Origin of the sequence: Aeromonas sp. 600479 (assembly GCF_049175515.1) — a bacterium.
Classification (GTDB): Bacteria; Pseudomonadota; Gammaproteobacteria; order Enterobacterales; family Aeromonadaceae; genus Aeromonas; species Aeromonas veronii_A.
The window spans coordinates 119,093-134,927 of record NZ_JAAKVF010000010.1 but is presented as its reverse complement, the minus strand read 5'-3'; the positions used below and the strand labels follow the sequence as shown (position 1 = coordinate 134,927).

Genomic DNA, 15,835 nt, shown 5'->3' with positions numbered 1-15,835 from the left:
CTTGACGTTAAGGGGGACAGGGGAACTCCCGCCCCGGACGGCTGATGCCCGGGACGGTGGGGTAAATGCTGGCGGATCCGATAGTGAGTCAACAAGGGCCAGGGTGTGGCCCCTGTTGACGGCATGTCGGCGCGTCAGCCTCTGGTCTGTTACTTGTCAGCCTTGCCGCGCATCTGGTGCTTCACAAACACTGCAATGAGTGCCGCTACCGCGAGTGCCATCGGGTAGAAACTCATGCTCACTACCGCCAGCGGTGACAGGGCGAAGATGGATCCCAGCAGCAGCGCCTGTGCGCCCCAGGGGATCAGACCCTGTACCACGCAGGAGAAAATATCGAGCATGGAGGCTGCGCGGCGCGGGGTGACACCGTGGTGTTCGGCCAGATCCCGGGCCACCTTGCTCGCAACGATAATGGCGACGGTATTGTTGGCAGTGCAGAGGTTGGTGAGGCTCACCACCCCGGCGATGCCGAGCTCGGCGGCTTTCTCGTTCTGTTCACCATTGTGCTCGCGAGTGAAACGGGCAATCAGGGCGCTGATGCGCTCGCTGATCCAGGCCAGTCCACCCTGACGCTCCATCAGGGCGCCGAGACCGCCGATCAGCATGGAGAGCATGAAGATCTCCTGCATGCCGGTAAAGCCCTGATAGATATCCTTGCTGAACTGACCGATGGCGTAGCCGTTGATCATGCCCACCACTCCGGCGGCCAGAATGCCGATCCCCAGCACCACAAACACATTCACTCCGGCGAGCGCCAGCCCAAGGATCAGCAGATAAGGCATCACCTTGAACAGCTCGATGGCACTGCTGTTGGCCGGGGATTCACCCACTGAGCCCAGGGTCAGATAGAGCAGGATCACCGCGATGGCAGCTGGGGCCGCAATCTTGAAGTTTTCGCGGAACTTGTCCTTCATCTCGCACCCCTGACTGCGGGTGGCTGCTATGGTGGTGTCGGAGATGATGGAGAGGTTATCGCCAAACATGGCGCCGGAGAGAATGGTGCCTGCCATCAGTACCGGATCGATACCGGCCGCCTGCGCCACGCCCAGCGCGACCGGCGCCACGGCACCTATGGTGCCCATGGAGGTGCCCATAGCGGTAGCAATAAAGGCAGAGATGAGGAACAGTCCGGGCAACAGCGCCCAGCCGGGAATGAGGGAGAGACCCAGCGCCACGGTGGCATCAACGCCGCCGGTGGCCTTGGCCACGCTGGCAAAGGCGCCCGCCAGCAGATAGATAAGGCACATCGCCATGATATTGCTGTGGCCAACCCCCTTGAAGAAGGTCTCCAGATTGCTGTTGAAGCTCTCTTTGCCAAGCAGCAGGGCGAGCATCACCGCAGGCAAGGCTGCAACCGGAGCGGGCAGTTGATAGAAGGCGAACTCGACCCCCTGCAGGGTCAGCCAGGTACCGGTACCGATAAAGAGTGCGAGAAAAACCAGAAGTGGCAGCAAGGCCCTGGCACTGGGTTGAGTCTGGATCATGTGTTCCTCTGAAATTGAACAATGACCTCCTGTCATGAACTGCTTTGTGCCTGTATCGGATAGGGATAGGGGAAAAACAGGGCGGGCATCCTGCCGCATTGGGGGGCCCACAGTAGTGAGTCAATCCCTTAAGGTCAAGATAGACGTCCAGATGGATAGGTGTTTTTGTTTGGTGATTTTGTCTGTGTGATTAAATCCGTCAAATATTCTGATTTATCCAATATTTCCGTTTATATGTCGATGTGGTGTGGTGGCGCAGAGTGAGCTTTTCAAAGCGGGCGCGGGCTGGTAAAACGGTCTCTTTCCATAATTAAAAGAGATGAGAGGGTGGAGATGGACAATCCGATCCGTGTGGCCGTGATGGGCTGTAATGGTCGTATGGGCAAGGTGCTGCTGGAGGCCATCACCAACACCGATGGCGTGGTGGTCGGGGCTGCGCTGGAGCGGCCGGGCTCGGCGGTGATCGGTCTTGATGCCGGTGAGCTCAATGGGCTGGGCCATCTGGGCGTGGCCATCAGCGACAGTCTGGACAAGGTGCGCGATGAGTTTGACCTCATCATCGACTTTACCCGCCCCGAGGTGACGCTGGCCAATCTGGCCTTTGCGCTGGCCCACCACAAGCAGATGGTGATCGGCACCACCGGTTTTGACGATGCAGGCAAGGCCGCCCTGAAAGAGGCAGGCAAGCAGATCGGTATCGTGTTCGCCTCCAACTACTCGGTCGGGGTCAACCTGGTCTTCAAGCTGTTGGAGCAGGCCGCCAAGGTGATGGGGGATTACACCGACATCGAGATCATCGAGGGCCACCATCGCCACAAGGTGGATGCGCCATCCGGTACTGCGCTCTCCATGGGGGAGGTGGTCGCCAAAACCCTGGGCCGGGATCTGAAAGAGTGCGCCGTCTATGGCCGCGAGGGGATCACTGGCGAGCGGGATCGCAACACTATCGGCTTTGCCACCATTCGTGCCGGCGATCTGGTGGGGGAGCATACCGTCATGTTTGCCGATATAGGCGAGCGGGTGGAGATCAGCCACAAGGCTTCCAGCCGCCTGACCTTCGCCAACGGTGCTGTGCGGGCGGGCAAGTGGCTTGGTCAGCAGGGTGCCGGTCTTTATGACATGCAGGATGTGCTCAATCTCAAGTGATGCCTCTGTGCGGCACTTTCGTACTACTGCTACCCAGTGAAAAACCCCGGCTTGCCGGGGTTTTTGCTGTCAGTCAGCCAGAGTTTGTGTAAAAAGACACTCTATCGGCAATTTTTATCTGAATGCCTTATAAATCACACTATTGTGTTATCCACCAGATTTTCCCTTCCTGAATGTCATCACCAGGTAACAGATTTGAGCATCTTTATGGCGGATTAAGCCATTTTTTTACACGGAATCGGAAAGACTAAAAATTCAAACACTGAAAAACGTTTTCCATTTTTCACGTTCACTCTTGTCATCGTAAAAGCGTTAAATTTGTCATTAATGTTTTTTGTGTAAAAATAAAAGTCATTGTTTTAATTGCTTTTTTTGTTTATTTTTGTCGCTATTGCTGGCTTGGTGTCATCTTTTGGTGGTGGTTTTTCCTTTTCTTTCACGGGAGGGGGTTGCAAAGCGATTAAGTGCATAGATAATGTGTAATATTGCTTTTTTATTGAATTTAGATGCATTTCATCTGAGAAAAGACGTTGAAATGCCACTTTTTTTAAGTAGAATGCGCCCAATTTGCCAGAAATCTGCCGGGTTCGAGTCCTGTCCAAGACCGGAACCGAGCCCGCAACACCCAGGTAAATTGCTGAATTTAAAGCTAAATAACTGGAGGTTGTCTTGAATCACACTGCATTGCTAGTGCTGGAAGATGGAACTGTATTCAAAGGCGTGTCGATAGGCGCCGAGGGATGTTCCGTTGGTGAAGTGGTTTTCAATACGTCGATGACGGGCTATCAGGAAATCCTCACCGATCCCTCTTATTCCCGTCAGATAGTCACCCTCACTTACCCCCATATAGGCAACACCGGCACCAACAGCGAAGATGAAGAGTCCAGTCAGATCCATGCTCAGGGATTGATCATCCGGGACCTTCCGATACTTGCCTCCAATTTCCGCAATCAGCAATCCCTCTCCGAATACCTCAAGTCTCACAACATCGTTGGCATCGCCGACATCGACACCCGTAAACTGACCCGCATCCTGCGCGAGAAAGGCGCTCAGGCTGGCTGCATTTTGGCCGGGAAACAGGTCGATGAAGCCTATGCTCTCGAACAGGCCCGCGCCTTCCCCGGTCTGAAGGGGATGGATCTGGCCAAAGAGGTAACGGTTGGTGAAGCGTACAACTGGACCGAAGGGAGCTGGCAGCTTGGCAAGGGGCACGTCACCCCGGATGCCGACCAGCTGAAGTACCACGTGGTAGCCTATGACTTTGGCGTCAAGCGCAACATCCTGCGGATGCTGGTTGACCGTGGCTGCCGCCTGACCGTGGTACCGGCCAAGACCCCGGCCGCCGAGGTACTGGCGATGAACCCGGATGGCATCTTCCTCTCCAACGGCCCCGGCGACCCCGAGCCGTGCGACTACGCCATCGAGGCCATCAAGGCTTTCCTTAATACCAGCACGCCGGTATTCGGCATCTGTCTGGGTCACCAGCTGCTGGGTCTGGCCTCCGGTGCTAAGACCGTCAAGATGAAGTTTGGCCACCACGGCGCCAACCATCCGGTGAAGAGCCTTGATGACAACACCGTCATGATCACCGCTCAGAACCACGGCTTTGCGGTAGACGAGAACAGCCTGCCGGATTGCCTGCGCGCCACCCACGTCTCCCTGTTTGATGGTTCCCTGCAAGGTATCCATCGCACCGACCGTCCGGCCTTCAGCTTCCAGGGGCACCCCGAAGCGAGCCCGGGTCCGCACGACTGTGCCGGTCTTTTTGACCACTTTATTGAATTGATTAAGCAGTATCGCGCCTAAGAAATAGAGGAAAGAGTTTCATGCCAAAACGTAACGACCTTCAGAGCATCCTGATCCTCGGCGCCGGCCCCATCGTCATCGGCCAAGCCTGCGAATTTGACTACTCCGGCGCCCAGGCGTGCAAAGCCCTGCGCGAGGAGGGCTACCGCGTCATTCTGGTCAACTCCAACCCGGCCACTATCATGACCGACCCGGAGATGGCAGACGCCACCTACATCGAGCCCATCACCTGGGAAGTGGTGCGCGAAATCATCAAGAAAGAGCGCCCGGACGCCATCCTGCCCACTATGGGCGGCCAGACTGCGCTCAACTGCGCACTGGCGCTGGAGAAGCATGGCGTGCTGGCCGAGTTCGGTGTCGAGATGATCGGTGCCACCGCCGACGCCATCGACAAGGCCGAAGACCGCTCCCGCTTTGACAAGGCGATGCGCAGCATCGGCCTGGAGTGCCCGCGTGCCGGCATCGCCCACAACATGGAAGAGGCGTGGGGCGTGCAACAGATGGTTGGCTTCCCCTGCATCATCCGTCCCTCCTTTACCATGGGTGGCTCCGGTGGCGGCATCGCCTACAACACCGAAGAGTTCGTCGAGATCTGCGAGCGCGGTCTGGACTTGTCGCCGACCAAAGAGCTGCTCATCGACGAGTCGCTCATCGGCTGGAAAGAGTACGAGATGGAGGTGGTGCGGGATCGCAACGACAACTGCATCATCGTCTGCGCCATCGAAAACTTCGACCCCATGGGTATCCACACCGGTGACTCCATCACGGTCGCGCCAGCCCAGACGCTGACCGACAAGGAGTACCAGCTGATGCGCAACGCCTCCATGGCGGTGCTGCGCGAAATCGGTGTCGAGACCGGCGGCTCCAACGTCCAGTTCGGCATCAACCCGAAAGATGGCCGCATGGTCATCATCGAAATGAACCCGCGGGTGTCGCGCTCCTCTGCGCTGGCCTCCAAGGCGACCGGTTTCCCCATCGCCAAGATCGCAGCCAAGCTCGCCATCGGTTACACCCTCGACGAGCTGATGAACGACATCACCGGCGGTCGCACTCCGGCCTCCTTCGAGCCGGCCATCGACTACGTGGTGACCAAGGTGCCACGCTTCAACTTCGAGAAGTTCGCCGGTGCCAACGACCGTCTGACGACCCAGATGAAGTCGGTCGGTGAAGTGATGGCTATCGGCCGTAACTTCCAGGAGTCCCTGCACAAGGCGTTGCGCAGCCTCGAGACCGGTAAGACCGGCTTCGACCCCATGGTGGATCTGAACGCCCCGGACTCCCTGACCCGCATCCGTCACGAGCTGCAGGATGCCGGTAGCGACCGTATCTTCTACATCGCCGATGCATTCCGCGCCGGTCTCTCCATGGACGGCATCTTCAAGCTGACCAAGATTGACCCCTGGTTCCTGGTACAGATTGAAGATCTGGTGAAACTGGAAGAAGAGGTGAAAGAGCGCGGCATGGCCGGTCTCGATGCTGACTTCCTGCGCGCCCTGAAGCGCAAAGGCTTTGCCGATGCCCGTCTGGCCAAGATCCTCGGTGTGGCCGAAGGGGAAGTGCGCAAACTGCGTGCCCGCAACAACATCTTCCCGGTCTACAAGCGGGTCGATACCTGCGCCGCCGAGTTCGCCACCAACACCGCCTACATGTACTCCAGCTATGACGAGGAGTGCGAAGCGGCCCCGAGCAACCGCGACAAGATCATGATCATCGGCGGCGGCCCGAACCGTATCGGTCAGGGTATCGAGTTCGACTACTGCTGCGTGCACGCGGCGCTGGCCCTGCGCGAAGACGGTTATGAGACCATCATGGTCAACTGCAACCCGGAGACCGTCTCCACCGATTACGACACTTCTGACCGTCTCTACTTCGAGCCGGTGACCCTGGAAGATGTGCTGGAAATCGTGCGCATCGAAAAACCCAAGGGCGTGATTGTCCAGTACGGTGGCCAGACCCCGCTGAAACTGGCCCGTGCACTGGAAGCCAACGGCGTACCGATCATCGGTACCAGCCCGGATGCCATCGACCGCGCCGAAGACCGTGAACGCTTCCAGTCTGCCGTCGAGCGCCTCGGCCTCAAGCAGCCGGAAAACGGCACCGTCACCGCGCTGGAGCAGGCCGTGCTGCTGGCCGAGCGCATTACCTACCCGCTGGTGGTTCGTCCCTCCTACGTGCTGGGTGGCCGCGCCATGGAAATCGTCTATGACGAGCAGGATCTGCGTCGCTACTTCGCCGAGGCGGTGAGCGTCTCCAACGAATCGCCTGTACTGCTGGACCGCTTCCTGGACGATGCGACCGAGCTGGACGTGGATGCCATCTGCGACGGCACCGACGTGGTCATCGGCGGCATCATGGAGCACATCGAGCAGGCCGGTATTCACTCCGGTGACTCCGGTTGCTCCCTGCCTCCCTATACCTTGTCCAAGAAGATTCAGGACGAGATCCGCGAGCAGGTGCGCAAGCTGGCGCTGGAGCTCGGCGTTATCGGCCTGATGAACGTGCAGTTCGCGGTCAAGGGCGATGACATCTACCTTATCGAGGTGAACCCGCGTGCCGCCCGTACCGTGCCGTTTGTCTCCAAGGCGACCGGTGCTCCGCTGGCCAAGATTGCCGCCCGTGTTATGGCCGGTCAGTCGCTGCAAGAACAGGGCTTCACCAAAGAGATCATCCCGCCCTACTACTCGGTGAAAGAGGTGGTACTGCCGTTCGCCAAGTTCCCGGGGGTTGACCCGCTGCTGGGGCCGGAGATGCGCTCCACAGGTGAGGTAATGGGTGTGGGCAGCAGCTTTGCCGAGGCCTATGCCAAGGCGCAGCTGGGTGCCAACCACGCCGTACCGAAAGAGGGTCGTGCCCTCTTGTCAGTGCGTCACAGCGACAAGGCGCAGGTGGTCGACTTGGCCGCCAAGCTGCTGGAGCTGGGCTACGAGCTGGATGCCACTCACGGCACCGCCGTCGCGCTGGGTGAGGCGAGCATCAACCCGCGTCTGGTCAACAAGGTGCACGAAGGTCGCCCGCACATTCTCGACCGCATCAAGAATGGCGAGTACACCTACATCGTCAACACCGCCGAAGGGCGGGTGGCGATCCAGGACTCCAAGCAGCTGCGTCGCGCCGCCTTGCAAAACAAAGTGGCGTATACCACCACCATGAACGAGGCGTTTGCCACCTGCATGGCCATCAGTGTGGATGCCACCGCCAACGTCAACTCGGTGCAGGAGCTGCACCAGAAGGTGAAAAACCGCTAAGAGTTTGCAGCGGGCATCTGCCCGCCTTGCCAGACGACCAACCCCCGCCAGCGATGGCGGGGGTTTCTTTTTATCAGGCGCTCACCGTTCGGTTCGGGGCGGGTGAGCCATTGAGGAAGGTCATGAGTTCCGCATCGCAGACAACGGATGGCGCGTGGGGTGGCAAAAGCTGGCAAGGGGAGGGGATGCTGCGAGCGCGGGTTTCAACTGCAGCAGGCAATCCTCTACAATGGCCCCACTTTGCTTGTCAGTGCAGTGCCAGCAGCGCTGCCTGTAGGGCCTACAAAAAATGGACATGCTTATGACCGCTTTGCCTTCCTGTCGTCTTCTTGCCTTCTGCTCTGCCTTGTTGCTGGCCGGTTGTGCCAGTGATCCCGCCTCCGCGCCTGCCAAAGAGGCGAGCGTGAGCAACCCCAAAACGCCGCCTGCCATGCAGCCGCGCAAACCGGCGGATATGAAGAGCCGCATCGTGCGCTTCTTGCCCCGTCAGGTGCCGGACAAACAGGGGTGGGCCAACGACGTGGTGACGGCGCTCACCACCCAGGGGGTGACGGTGAATGATCACAATGTCTGTAGCGTGCTGGCGGTGGCGGAGCAGGAAGCCACTTATCAGGCCGACCCCGTGGTGCCGGGCCTTGGCAAGATCGCCTGGAAAGAGATCAACTCACGGGCCGCCAAGCTGCTGATCCCCGAATTTATGGTGCGGGCCGCGCTCTCCATCAACTCGCCCACCGGCAAGAGCTACGCCGAGCGCATCGACAAGTTGCGTACCGAGCGGGAGATGAGTGAAATCTTCGAAGACATGATCAGCATGCTGCCGATGGGCAAGACGCTGTTTGGCAACCTCAACCCGGTGCATACTGGTGGCCCGATGCAGGTGAGCATCGCCTTTGCCGAGGCCAACGCCCGTGGCTACCCCTATCCAATCAAGGATTCCATCCGCCACGAAGTCTTTACCCGTCGCGGCGGCATCTGGTTTGGCACCAAACATATCTTCGGTTATCCCGTCGACTACCCGGATACCCTCTACCGCTTTGCCGATTTCAACGCCGGCTGGTACGCCAGTCGCAATGCCGCCTTTCAGGCCGCCGTCAGCCGTTTGAGTGGCAAAACTCTGGCGCTGGACGGGGATCTGATCCGTTATGACTCGGATCTGCCGGGCAACACCGAGCTTGCCGTCTACACCCTCGCCAACCGGGTCAATATGAGCAAACAGGCGATCCACCAGAGCCTGCGCAAAGGGGATACCGCCGAGTTTGCCGAGACCGACCTCTACCATCGCATCTTTACCCTGGCCGACAAGCAAGCGGGCAAGCGACTGCCCCGCGCCATCCTGCCCGGCATACAGCTAAAGAGCCCGAAAATCACCCGAAACCTTACCACCGCCTGGTTTGCCAAGCGGGTGGATGACAGAGAGCAGCGATGTGTGCGGCAGATGGCGACGATTCGGTAAGAAGCATCAAGGGCGGCCAATTGGCCGCCCTTGATGTAAGAGTGAGTTTCCCCTTGTGTGGCAGTTCATGCCTTGCTGTTCCCCGTGAGATTTACAATGAATCTGCATTTGGGGTATCCACTGCATCCCCAAAACCGATTGCCTCGGTTATCCCCCCGTTTGGCGGTACGCAATACCATCGGGTTGCCGCATCTGGGACATAGTGGATTTGCTTGGGTGAGCGATTCGGTGATGGTTGGCGCGGCGTTCACCACCTGATTGACCACAGGCATTGCAGCTACGGATAAAGGCGGGCGGGGAACCTCGCTGTGACGGGCTTTCAACTGAGCCACATGCTGTTTATGGGTCTGCCAATTGGCGGCCAGTCGTCCCCGCTGGATGGTGTCGATCACTCTGGTGACTTCGGCAGGGGTCAGCACCTGAGTGGTTTTACTCTTGATATAGCGAATAAGCCCGCGGTTCATCACGTTATCCGGCATGGGGGTTTTAAAGGTGCAGTCGCCAATAAAGTAGATAATCGAATGGAGCTGATGATCAGCAAGGCCCAGCAAGGATTTGAGCGTCATCAGGTGCAGATAGTTTTGGCGCAGGGGATTTTGAAAGGTATGTCTGCGGCGATAGAGCTGCTGAGTCCAGCTCTTGTGGGCTGGATTGCCAAATATCCACCCCTTGATGTTCTTGGTCTCGATGACAAACAGCCCGAAGCGCGAGACGATCACATGATCGATCTGGGTAGTGCCCTGCGGGGTTGGCAGCGTCACATCCTTGAGCAGGTGGTACTCCTGCCTGTCGAGAAAAAGCCGGATGCCCAAGTTGATAAATGCTTCCCCAACCATCCCTTTGAACCTGGGCGTTTTGATCAGGGTGGCAATCAACAACAGGGGCAGCAGATACCAGAACTGGCCCAGCAGAACCGCAATAACGGGAGTGAAGTCCATTTCAACGCTGTCGTCTGATGTGCAATGGCAACATGTTAACAGTGGGTTCAACAAGCGTGTGTGATCTATGCCACTACTACTCTGCAAGCGCCTGCATTGTTCTGTTTGTTACCCGGTGACGAGATAGTTCAATCGCAAAACTAGATTGAATTGAACTTTTTTATTCGGTTTTTTAAGTGGCTAGTGGGGGGTAGGCTAGTCTCTACTGCGAAGCGAAGGGTTTCGCCGTCATTATGACCACAATGAGGATCTGATAGATGGACAAACACGCTAGCGGGGCCGGTCAGTGCCCCTTTGCCCACGGTGCCAATACCTCTGCCAGCCAGGAGCATCAAGTCTGGTGGCCCAATGCCCTCAACCTCGACATCCTGCACCAGCATGACAGCAAGACCAATCCGATGGATGAGACTTTCGATTATCCCGATGCCTTCAACAGCCTCGATTACGATGCCCTCAAGGCAGATCTGCATGCCCTGATGACCGACAGCCAGCCTTGGTGGCCGGCAGACTGGGGTCACTATGGCGGCCTGATGATCCGCATGGCCTGGCACTCCGCCGGCAGCTATCGCGCTACCGACGGGCGCGGCGGTGCCAACACCGGCAACCAGCGCTTCGCCCCCCTCAACAGTTGGCCTGACAACGGCAACCTCGACAAGGCACGCCGTCTGCTGTGGCCGATCAAACAGAAGTACGGCAACAAGATTTCCTGGGCTGACCTGATGATCCTGGCGGGCAACGTCGCCTATGAGTCCATGGGGCTCAAGACCTTCGGCTTTGCCGGTGGCCGCGAGGATATCTGGCATCCGGAAAAAGATGTCTACTGGGGTTCCGAGAAGGAGTGGCTGGCACCGAGCGGTAGCGAAGGGAGCCGTTACAGCGGCGAACGGGATCTGGAGAACCCGCTGGCCGCGGTGATGATGGGGCTGATTTACGTCAACCCGGAAGGGGTGGATGGCAATCCCGATCCCCTGAAAACCGCCCACGACATGCGCGTCACCTTTGCCCGTATGGGGATGAATGACGAAGAGACCGTCGCCCTCACCGCCGGTGGCCACACCGTCGGCAAGGCCCACGGCAACGGCAGCGCAGCCAAACTAGGACCAGCCCCCGAAGGGGCGGATGTGCACGAACAGGGGCTTGGCTGGATCAACCACGAGAGCCGCGGTATCGGCCGTGATACGGTGACCAGCGGGATCGAAGGTGCCTGGACCAGCAACCCGACCCGCTGGGACAACGGCTACTTCAAGATGCTGCTGGGCCACGACTGGTGGCTCAAGAAGAGCCCGGCCGGTGCTTGGCAGTGGGAGCCCGTCGCCATCAAGGAGGAAGATCGTCCGGTGGACGTGGAAGACCCCTCTATCCGCTGCAACCCCATCATGACCGATGCGGACATGGCGCTGCGTTTTGACCCCGTCTATCGGGAGATCTCCGAGCGCTTTGCCGCGGATCAAGCGCTCTTCTCCGACGCCTTTGCCCGCGCCTGGTTCAAGCTTACCCACCGCGACATGGGGCCGCGCAGCCGCTATCTGGGGCCAGAAGTGCCGAGCGAAGTCATGGTGTGGCAGGATCCGGTTCCGGCGGTGGATTACCAGCTCTCTGACAAAGAGGTGAGTGAGATCAAGGCCAAACTGCTGGCCTGCGGCGTGGCGCCAGCCGATTTGATCGCCACCGCATGGGACAGTGCCCGCACCTTCCGCGGCTCCGATTATCGCGGTGGTGCCAACGGTGCTCGCATCCGTCTCGCGCCGATGAAAGAGTGGGAAGGCAACGAGCCCGCTCGCCTCGAGAAGGTGCTCAACGCCCTGATCGCCCTGCAGGCCTCCCTGAGCAAGCCGGTCAGCATCGCCGACCTGATTGTGCTGGGGGGCAGTGCAGCGGTAGAGCAGGCGGCCAAGCTGGCCGGCGTTGATATCGTCGTTCCCTTTGCGCCGGGCCGCGGCGATGCCAGCGCCGAGCAGACCGATGCCGAGTCGTTCGCCTTCCTCGAGCCGGTGCACGACGGTTTCCGCAACTGGCAAAAGGGACATTACAAGGTGCAGCCGGAGGAGATGCTGCTCGACCGAGCCCAGTTGCTGGGGCTCACCGCCCGCGAGATGACAGTGCTGGTCGGCGGTATGCGGGTGCTTGGCACCAACCATGGCGGGTCGGCCCACGGCGTCTTTACCGACCGGGTCGGTGTGCTCAGCAACGACTTCTTCGTCAACCTGACCGACATGGCCTATAGCTGGCAGCCGACTGGCCGCAACAGTTACCAGATCGTGGATCGCCAGAGTGGTGCGGTGAAGTGGACTGCTACCCGGGTTGATCTGGTGTTTGGCTCCAACTCGGTGCTGCGTGCCTACGCCGAGGTCTATGCCCAGCAAGATGGCAAGGAGAAGTTCGTCCGAGACTTCGTCAAGGCCTGGGTCAAGGTGATGAACAATGACCGTTTCGATCTGAAATAAGTCGCTTCAACCCCTATGAGAACGCCAGCCGCAAGGCTGGCGTTTTTTATGGTGGCGGTGATAGCTGCATGGTGCGACTCGGAGGATGCCCCTCTGGCAGTCCGGGTTAGAAGCTCATGGCCAGCCCAATGGAATAACCGCTGGTGTTGTGGCTGAACATGTAGCGGGCAACCAGCCGGGTACGGGTGACAATGATGTCGTACTTGCTGCTATCCAGCTCCAGACCGGCGCCGATGGAGTTGAGGGAGTCAAAGCCAAGCAACCCCCGTTGTTCCCCCAGATATGCGGTATGGGCCCCCTCCAGTACATAGCGCACCGGTCTGTCGAGCAGGGTCCAGTGGAACAGCGGGGCGCGGCGGCGCAGATAGAGGCCGAGGTTCTCCGCCTCGGCGTGACCACGGACGCTGGTCGAGGTGCCGCCAAAGCTCTGCAGGTGCTGATAGGAGTAGCGCAGTTCGGCATCTATGTCCTGGGCCGGTGAAAAGAGTTCGTAATCGAGCATCAGCGAGCCACCCAGCCCGTACATATTGAGCTGACCCCCATCGAGAAAGTCCAGCGAGTAGCCCTTGGTACGATCAAGCAGCCAGTTGCCGATCCGCAGGTCGCTGGCCATGGTACCGAGCGAGACGTTGGCTATGGGGCGCAGCACCCAGTGGCCGCCACGCGGATCTTTGTGAAGGGTGACATCCCAGCCGATCCCGCCCGAAGCGGTCAGGCTATTCCACTTGGTCGGTATGGTGCGACTCTCGGTACCATTGCTTATCACAAACTGGGGGTCGTAGCGGCTGTAGCCCAGCGCCCCCTCCAGATAGATGGGCACGGCTTCGCTCAGGGTTGCGCCGCCTCCCAGTTGCCCCATGTTGAGCGCAGAAGATTGGCCAGTGCTGCTGCCGATGTCCAGGTTGCTGGCGGTGATGTCCGGCACCACGCTGAAAGTCATCAGCGAGATCACCGCATTGGCCCGTTTTTGCGCCCAGTCCTCCTCCTGATCGTCAAGGTTGTTACTGGCCGCGAGTGACGCCATGGGCAGGGTCGCCGCGAAGAGGGCGCAACCCAGACGGTAAAGCGGGCAGAGCGGGTGTTTCATGGCTGGATTCCCCAAACAAGCGACCTCCTGTCGCCCTGATCTACTGTAGCGAGTTTCTCTCTGGCTGTCTCGACCTGACCATTGGGCTGGGCTATGGGGGGGCTGCGTGGCCATCTACAGAAAATGGTTGATGCAGCTCATGGTTCTGGCCAATGGCAGATGTCGTCAGCGGCATAAGCGAGCAGGCCGGATATAATCAACGCGTTGATAAAAATGACAGGAGTGCGGGATGAACAGACTCGGATTGGCCGGCAAGATGTTGCTGGCAATTTGCCTGCCGTTATTGGCGCTGCTGTTTTTCGCCAGCCACTACGCATACGACAGATATCGGGTGACCCATGAGATGACGCAAGCCCTGCAGCAGCTGGCTGTGGTCGAACGCAGCGCCCAGTTGGTGCACGAGCTGCAAAAGGAGCGTGGCATGTCGGCGGGGGTTATCGGCTCTGAAGGGCGCAAATTTGCAGATGCCCTGCCACGTCAGCGGCAACAGGTTGATGAAGCCATTCATCGCTTTCAGGGGTTGGAGAGGGGGGTTGCCCACGAGCAGGTGGATCTGGCTTTGCGCGAGTTGATGGGGATCCGCAATCAGGTGGACAAACTGGCCATAGAGGTCCCGCGTCAGGTCGCCTTTTATAGCCAGTTGATTGCTTCTCTGCTCAAGGTCGTGGATGAGATTAGTCTGCGTAGCCAGGATGCCGCTATTGCCTTGCAGACCAATGCCTACGCCGCATTTTTGCAAAACAAGGAGCGTATGGGGATGGAGCGGGCGACCCTCAGCAATGTCTTTGCCAAAGGGAGTTTCACCCCGGCTACCTTGCAGCAATTTATGTCCCTGCTCGCTGCCCAGCAGAGCTATCTGGAGCGTTTTCGCGCCGTGGCAAGCGAGCCGCAGCGACGCCTGCTTGAGCAAATTGAGAAGAGTCCGGTGATGGCAGAGGTCGCGAAATATGAGCAGCTCGCCCTGGGCAAGATGACCGAGGGGAGCTTTGGCGTCGATCCGGAGCGCTGGTTTGCCGTGAGCACCGAGAAGATCGACCAGCTCAAACAGGGCGAAGATCAGCTCTTCCAGCAGTTGTTCGAACGGGTTGAGCAGATGCAGGGAGAGAGTCAGCGCAACTTCTGGTGGGGGGCTATGGCGGTGCTGTGCTGCCTGCTGTTGACTACCCTCATCAGTTGGAAGGTGCTGCGGGATGTGCATCTGGGCTTCGTCGCTCTGCATCGCACCTTTTCACGGCTCGTCAATGACAATGATCTGACGGTGAGGGTCAACTGGCAATCGGGTGACGAGCTTGGGGCATTGGCGCGGGATCTCAACCACTTTCTGCAGCATCTGGAAGGCTTGTTGCTGGAGGTGCGCCGCTCCTGTGAGATATTGACCCGTAGTGCCAGCAACTCCAGCGAGGTGATTGCCGAAGTGAATGAAGGTGTGGTGCGTGGCGTCGGTCAGGTTGAACTGGTTGCCACCGCCGCAACGGAAATGGCTTCGACGGTGGCCGAAATTGCTCGCAATGCGACCCAGACCTCACTGGCGACCCAGCAGGCCATTGGCCGTGCCCGGCAGGGGGACAAGGAGGTGGATCAGACTATCGCCGCCATCGAGCAGGTGGCCGGCACCCTCGACGAGACCCGGCTGTTGGTCAACAACCTGCATCAGGATACCGAGTCCGCCGTCGAGGCACTCAACCTCATCAAGCAGATCTCCGATCGCACCAATCTGTTGGCCCTCAATGCCGCCATTGAGGCAGCCCGTGCCGGTGAGTCGGGGCGCGGCTTTGCCGTGGTCGCCGATGAGGTACGTTCACTGGCTGCCCGTACCCAGCAGGCGGCAGATGATATCGAACAGATGCTCTCTCGTTTGCGGGCTGGAGCCCGTCAGGCGGTGGTGGCCATGCAGTCGGGCAGCGAGCAGGCGGGCCTCAGCGTCAGTGAAGCGCAGCGGGCGGGTCACGAGCTGACCGACATCGTCAATGAGGTGCGTAAGGTGAGTGACATGACGGCGCAGGTGGCTACCGCAACCGAGCAGCAGCGCTACGTAACGGACGATATCCAGCACAACGTAATGACCATCCGCGAAGTGTACGAGGCCCATCGCCAGCACTCGGTCACCCTGCAGCAGAATAGTGTCGAACTGGATCAGTTGGCACGGGAGCTGGCTGGACGAATTGCCAGCTTCAAGTTGATAGAGAGAGCCTCTCCCCACTGATCCATTTGCGCTAAAGCTTGTCCCTCCCT

General features: G+C 59.0%; 9 protein-coding genes. 6 read left to right on the top strand and 3 right to left on the bottom strand.

Annotation, left to right across the window (positions count from 1 at the left end):
• Positions 1-149: 149 nt before the first annotated feature.
• Positions 150-1,484, bottom strand: a complete 1,335-nt coding sequence (locus G5149_RS12365; protein ID WP_421212523.1) for a Na+/H+ antiporter NhaC family protein — start codon at positions 1,482-1,484, stop codon at positions 150-152.
• A 333-nt stretch (positions 1,485-1,817) separates the two neighbouring features.
• Here G5149_RS12365 and dapB point away from each other — a divergent pair, with 333 nt between their 5' ends.
• The 4 genes from dapB to G5149_RS12345 all read left to right on the top strand — a co-directional run bounded on the left by dapB (position 1,818) and on the right by G5149_RS12345 (position 9,134).
• The gene (gene dapB, locus G5149_RS12360) at positions 1,818-2,630 is read left to right on the top strand and encodes a 4-hydroxy-tetrahydrodipicolinate reductase (RefSeq protein ID WP_005347132.1); all 813 of its coding nucleotides are present in this window, start codon (positions 1,818-1,820) and stop codon (positions 2,628-2,630) included.
• Positions 2,631-3,299: 669 nt separating this feature from the next.
• Entirely contained in the window at positions 3,300-4,436 is a 1,137-nt protein-coding gene (carA, locus tag G5149_RS12355) for a glutamine-hydrolyzing carbamoyl-phosphate synthase small subunit (protein WP_031227689.1), read from the top strand.
• 20 nt (positions 4,437-4,456) lie between these two features.
• Positions 4,457-7,681 (top strand): carbamoyl-phosphate synthase large subunit, encoded by a 3,225-nt coding sequence (gene carB / locus G5149_RS12350; protein WP_216961925.1) that lies wholly within the window; start codon positions 4,457-4,459, stop codon positions 7,679-7,681.
• A 301-nt stretch (positions 7,682-7,982) separates the two neighbouring features.
• Complete coding sequence (locus G5149_RS12345) at positions 7,983-9,134, top strand: DUF1615 domain-containing protein (RefSeq protein WP_040067843.1); 1,152 nt, start codon at positions 7,983-7,985, stop codon at positions 9,132-9,134.
• A 65-nt stretch (positions 9,135-9,199) separates the two neighbouring features.
• Here G5149_RS12345 and G5149_RS12340 read toward each other — a convergent pair whose 3' ends face one another.
• Positions 9,200-10,072: a nuclease-related domain-containing protein gene (locus G5149_RS12340; RefSeq protein ID WP_111899528.1), complete on the bottom strand. Its 873-nt coding sequence runs from the start codon at positions 10,070-10,072 to the stop codon at positions 9,200-9,202.
• 257 nt (positions 10,073-10,329) lie between these two features.
• Here G5149_RS12340 and katG point away from each other — a divergent pair, with 257 nt between their 5' ends.
• The gene (gene katG / locus G5149_RS12335; protein ID WP_421212522.1) at positions 10,330-12,516 is read left to right on the top strand and encodes a catalase/peroxidase HPI; all 2,187 of its coding nucleotides are present in this window, start codon (positions 10,330-10,332) and stop codon (positions 12,514-12,516) included.
• Between the two features lie 106 nt (positions 12,517-12,622).
• Here katG and G5149_RS12330 read toward each other — a convergent pair whose 3' ends face one another.
• Positions 12,623-13,540, bottom strand: a complete 918-nt coding sequence (locus G5149_RS12330; RefSeq protein WP_227343024.1) for an autotransporter domain-containing protein — start codon at positions 13,538-13,540, stop codon at positions 12,623-12,625.
• 292 nt (positions 13,541-13,832) lie between these two features.
• On the opposite strand from G5149_RS12330, the gene G5149_RS12325 reads away from it, so the two are divergent.
• Positions 13,833-15,806 carry a methyl-accepting chemotaxis protein gene (locus G5149_RS12325; RefSeq protein ID WP_421212521.1) on the top strand — a complete coding sequence of 658 codons (1,974 nt, stop codon included), beginning with the start codon at positions 13,833-13,835 and terminating at the stop codon, positions 15,804-15,806.
• Positions 15,807-15,835: the final 29 nt, after the last annotated feature.

Excerpts from the sequence above, each read along its gene's own strand:
- G5149_RS12365 (WP_421212523.1), bottom strand. The coding sequence starts at position 1,484 with ATGATCCAGACTCAACCCAGTGCCAGGGCCTTGCTGCCACTTCTGGTT.
- dapB (WP_005347132.1), top strand. The coding sequence starts at position 1,818 with ATGGACAATCCGATCCGTGTGGCCGTGATGGGCTGTAATGGTCGTATG.
- carB (WP_216961925.1), top strand. The coding sequence starts at position 4,457 with ATGCCAAAACGTAACGACCTTCAGAGCATCCTGATCCTCGGCGCCGGC.
- G5149_RS12345 (WP_040067843.1), top strand. The coding sequence starts at position 7,983 with ATGACCGCTTTGCCTTCCTGTCGTCTTCTTGCCTTCTGCTCTGCCTTG.
- G5149_RS12340 (WP_111899528.1), bottom strand. The coding sequence starts at position 10,072 with ATGGACTTCACTCCCGTTATTGCGGTTCTGCTGGGCCAGTTCTGGTAT.
- katG (WP_421212522.1), top strand. The coding sequence starts at position 10,330 with ATGGACAAACACGCTAGCGGGGCCGGTCAGTGCCCCTTTGCCCACGGT.
- G5149_RS12330 (WP_227343024.1), bottom strand. The coding sequence starts at position 13,540 with ATGGCGTCACTCGCGGCCAGTAACAACCTTGACGATCAGGAGGAGGAC.
- G5149_RS12325 (WP_421212521.1), top strand. The coding sequence starts at position 13,833 with ATGAACAGACTCGGATTGGCCGGCAAGATGTTGCTGGCAATTTGCCTG.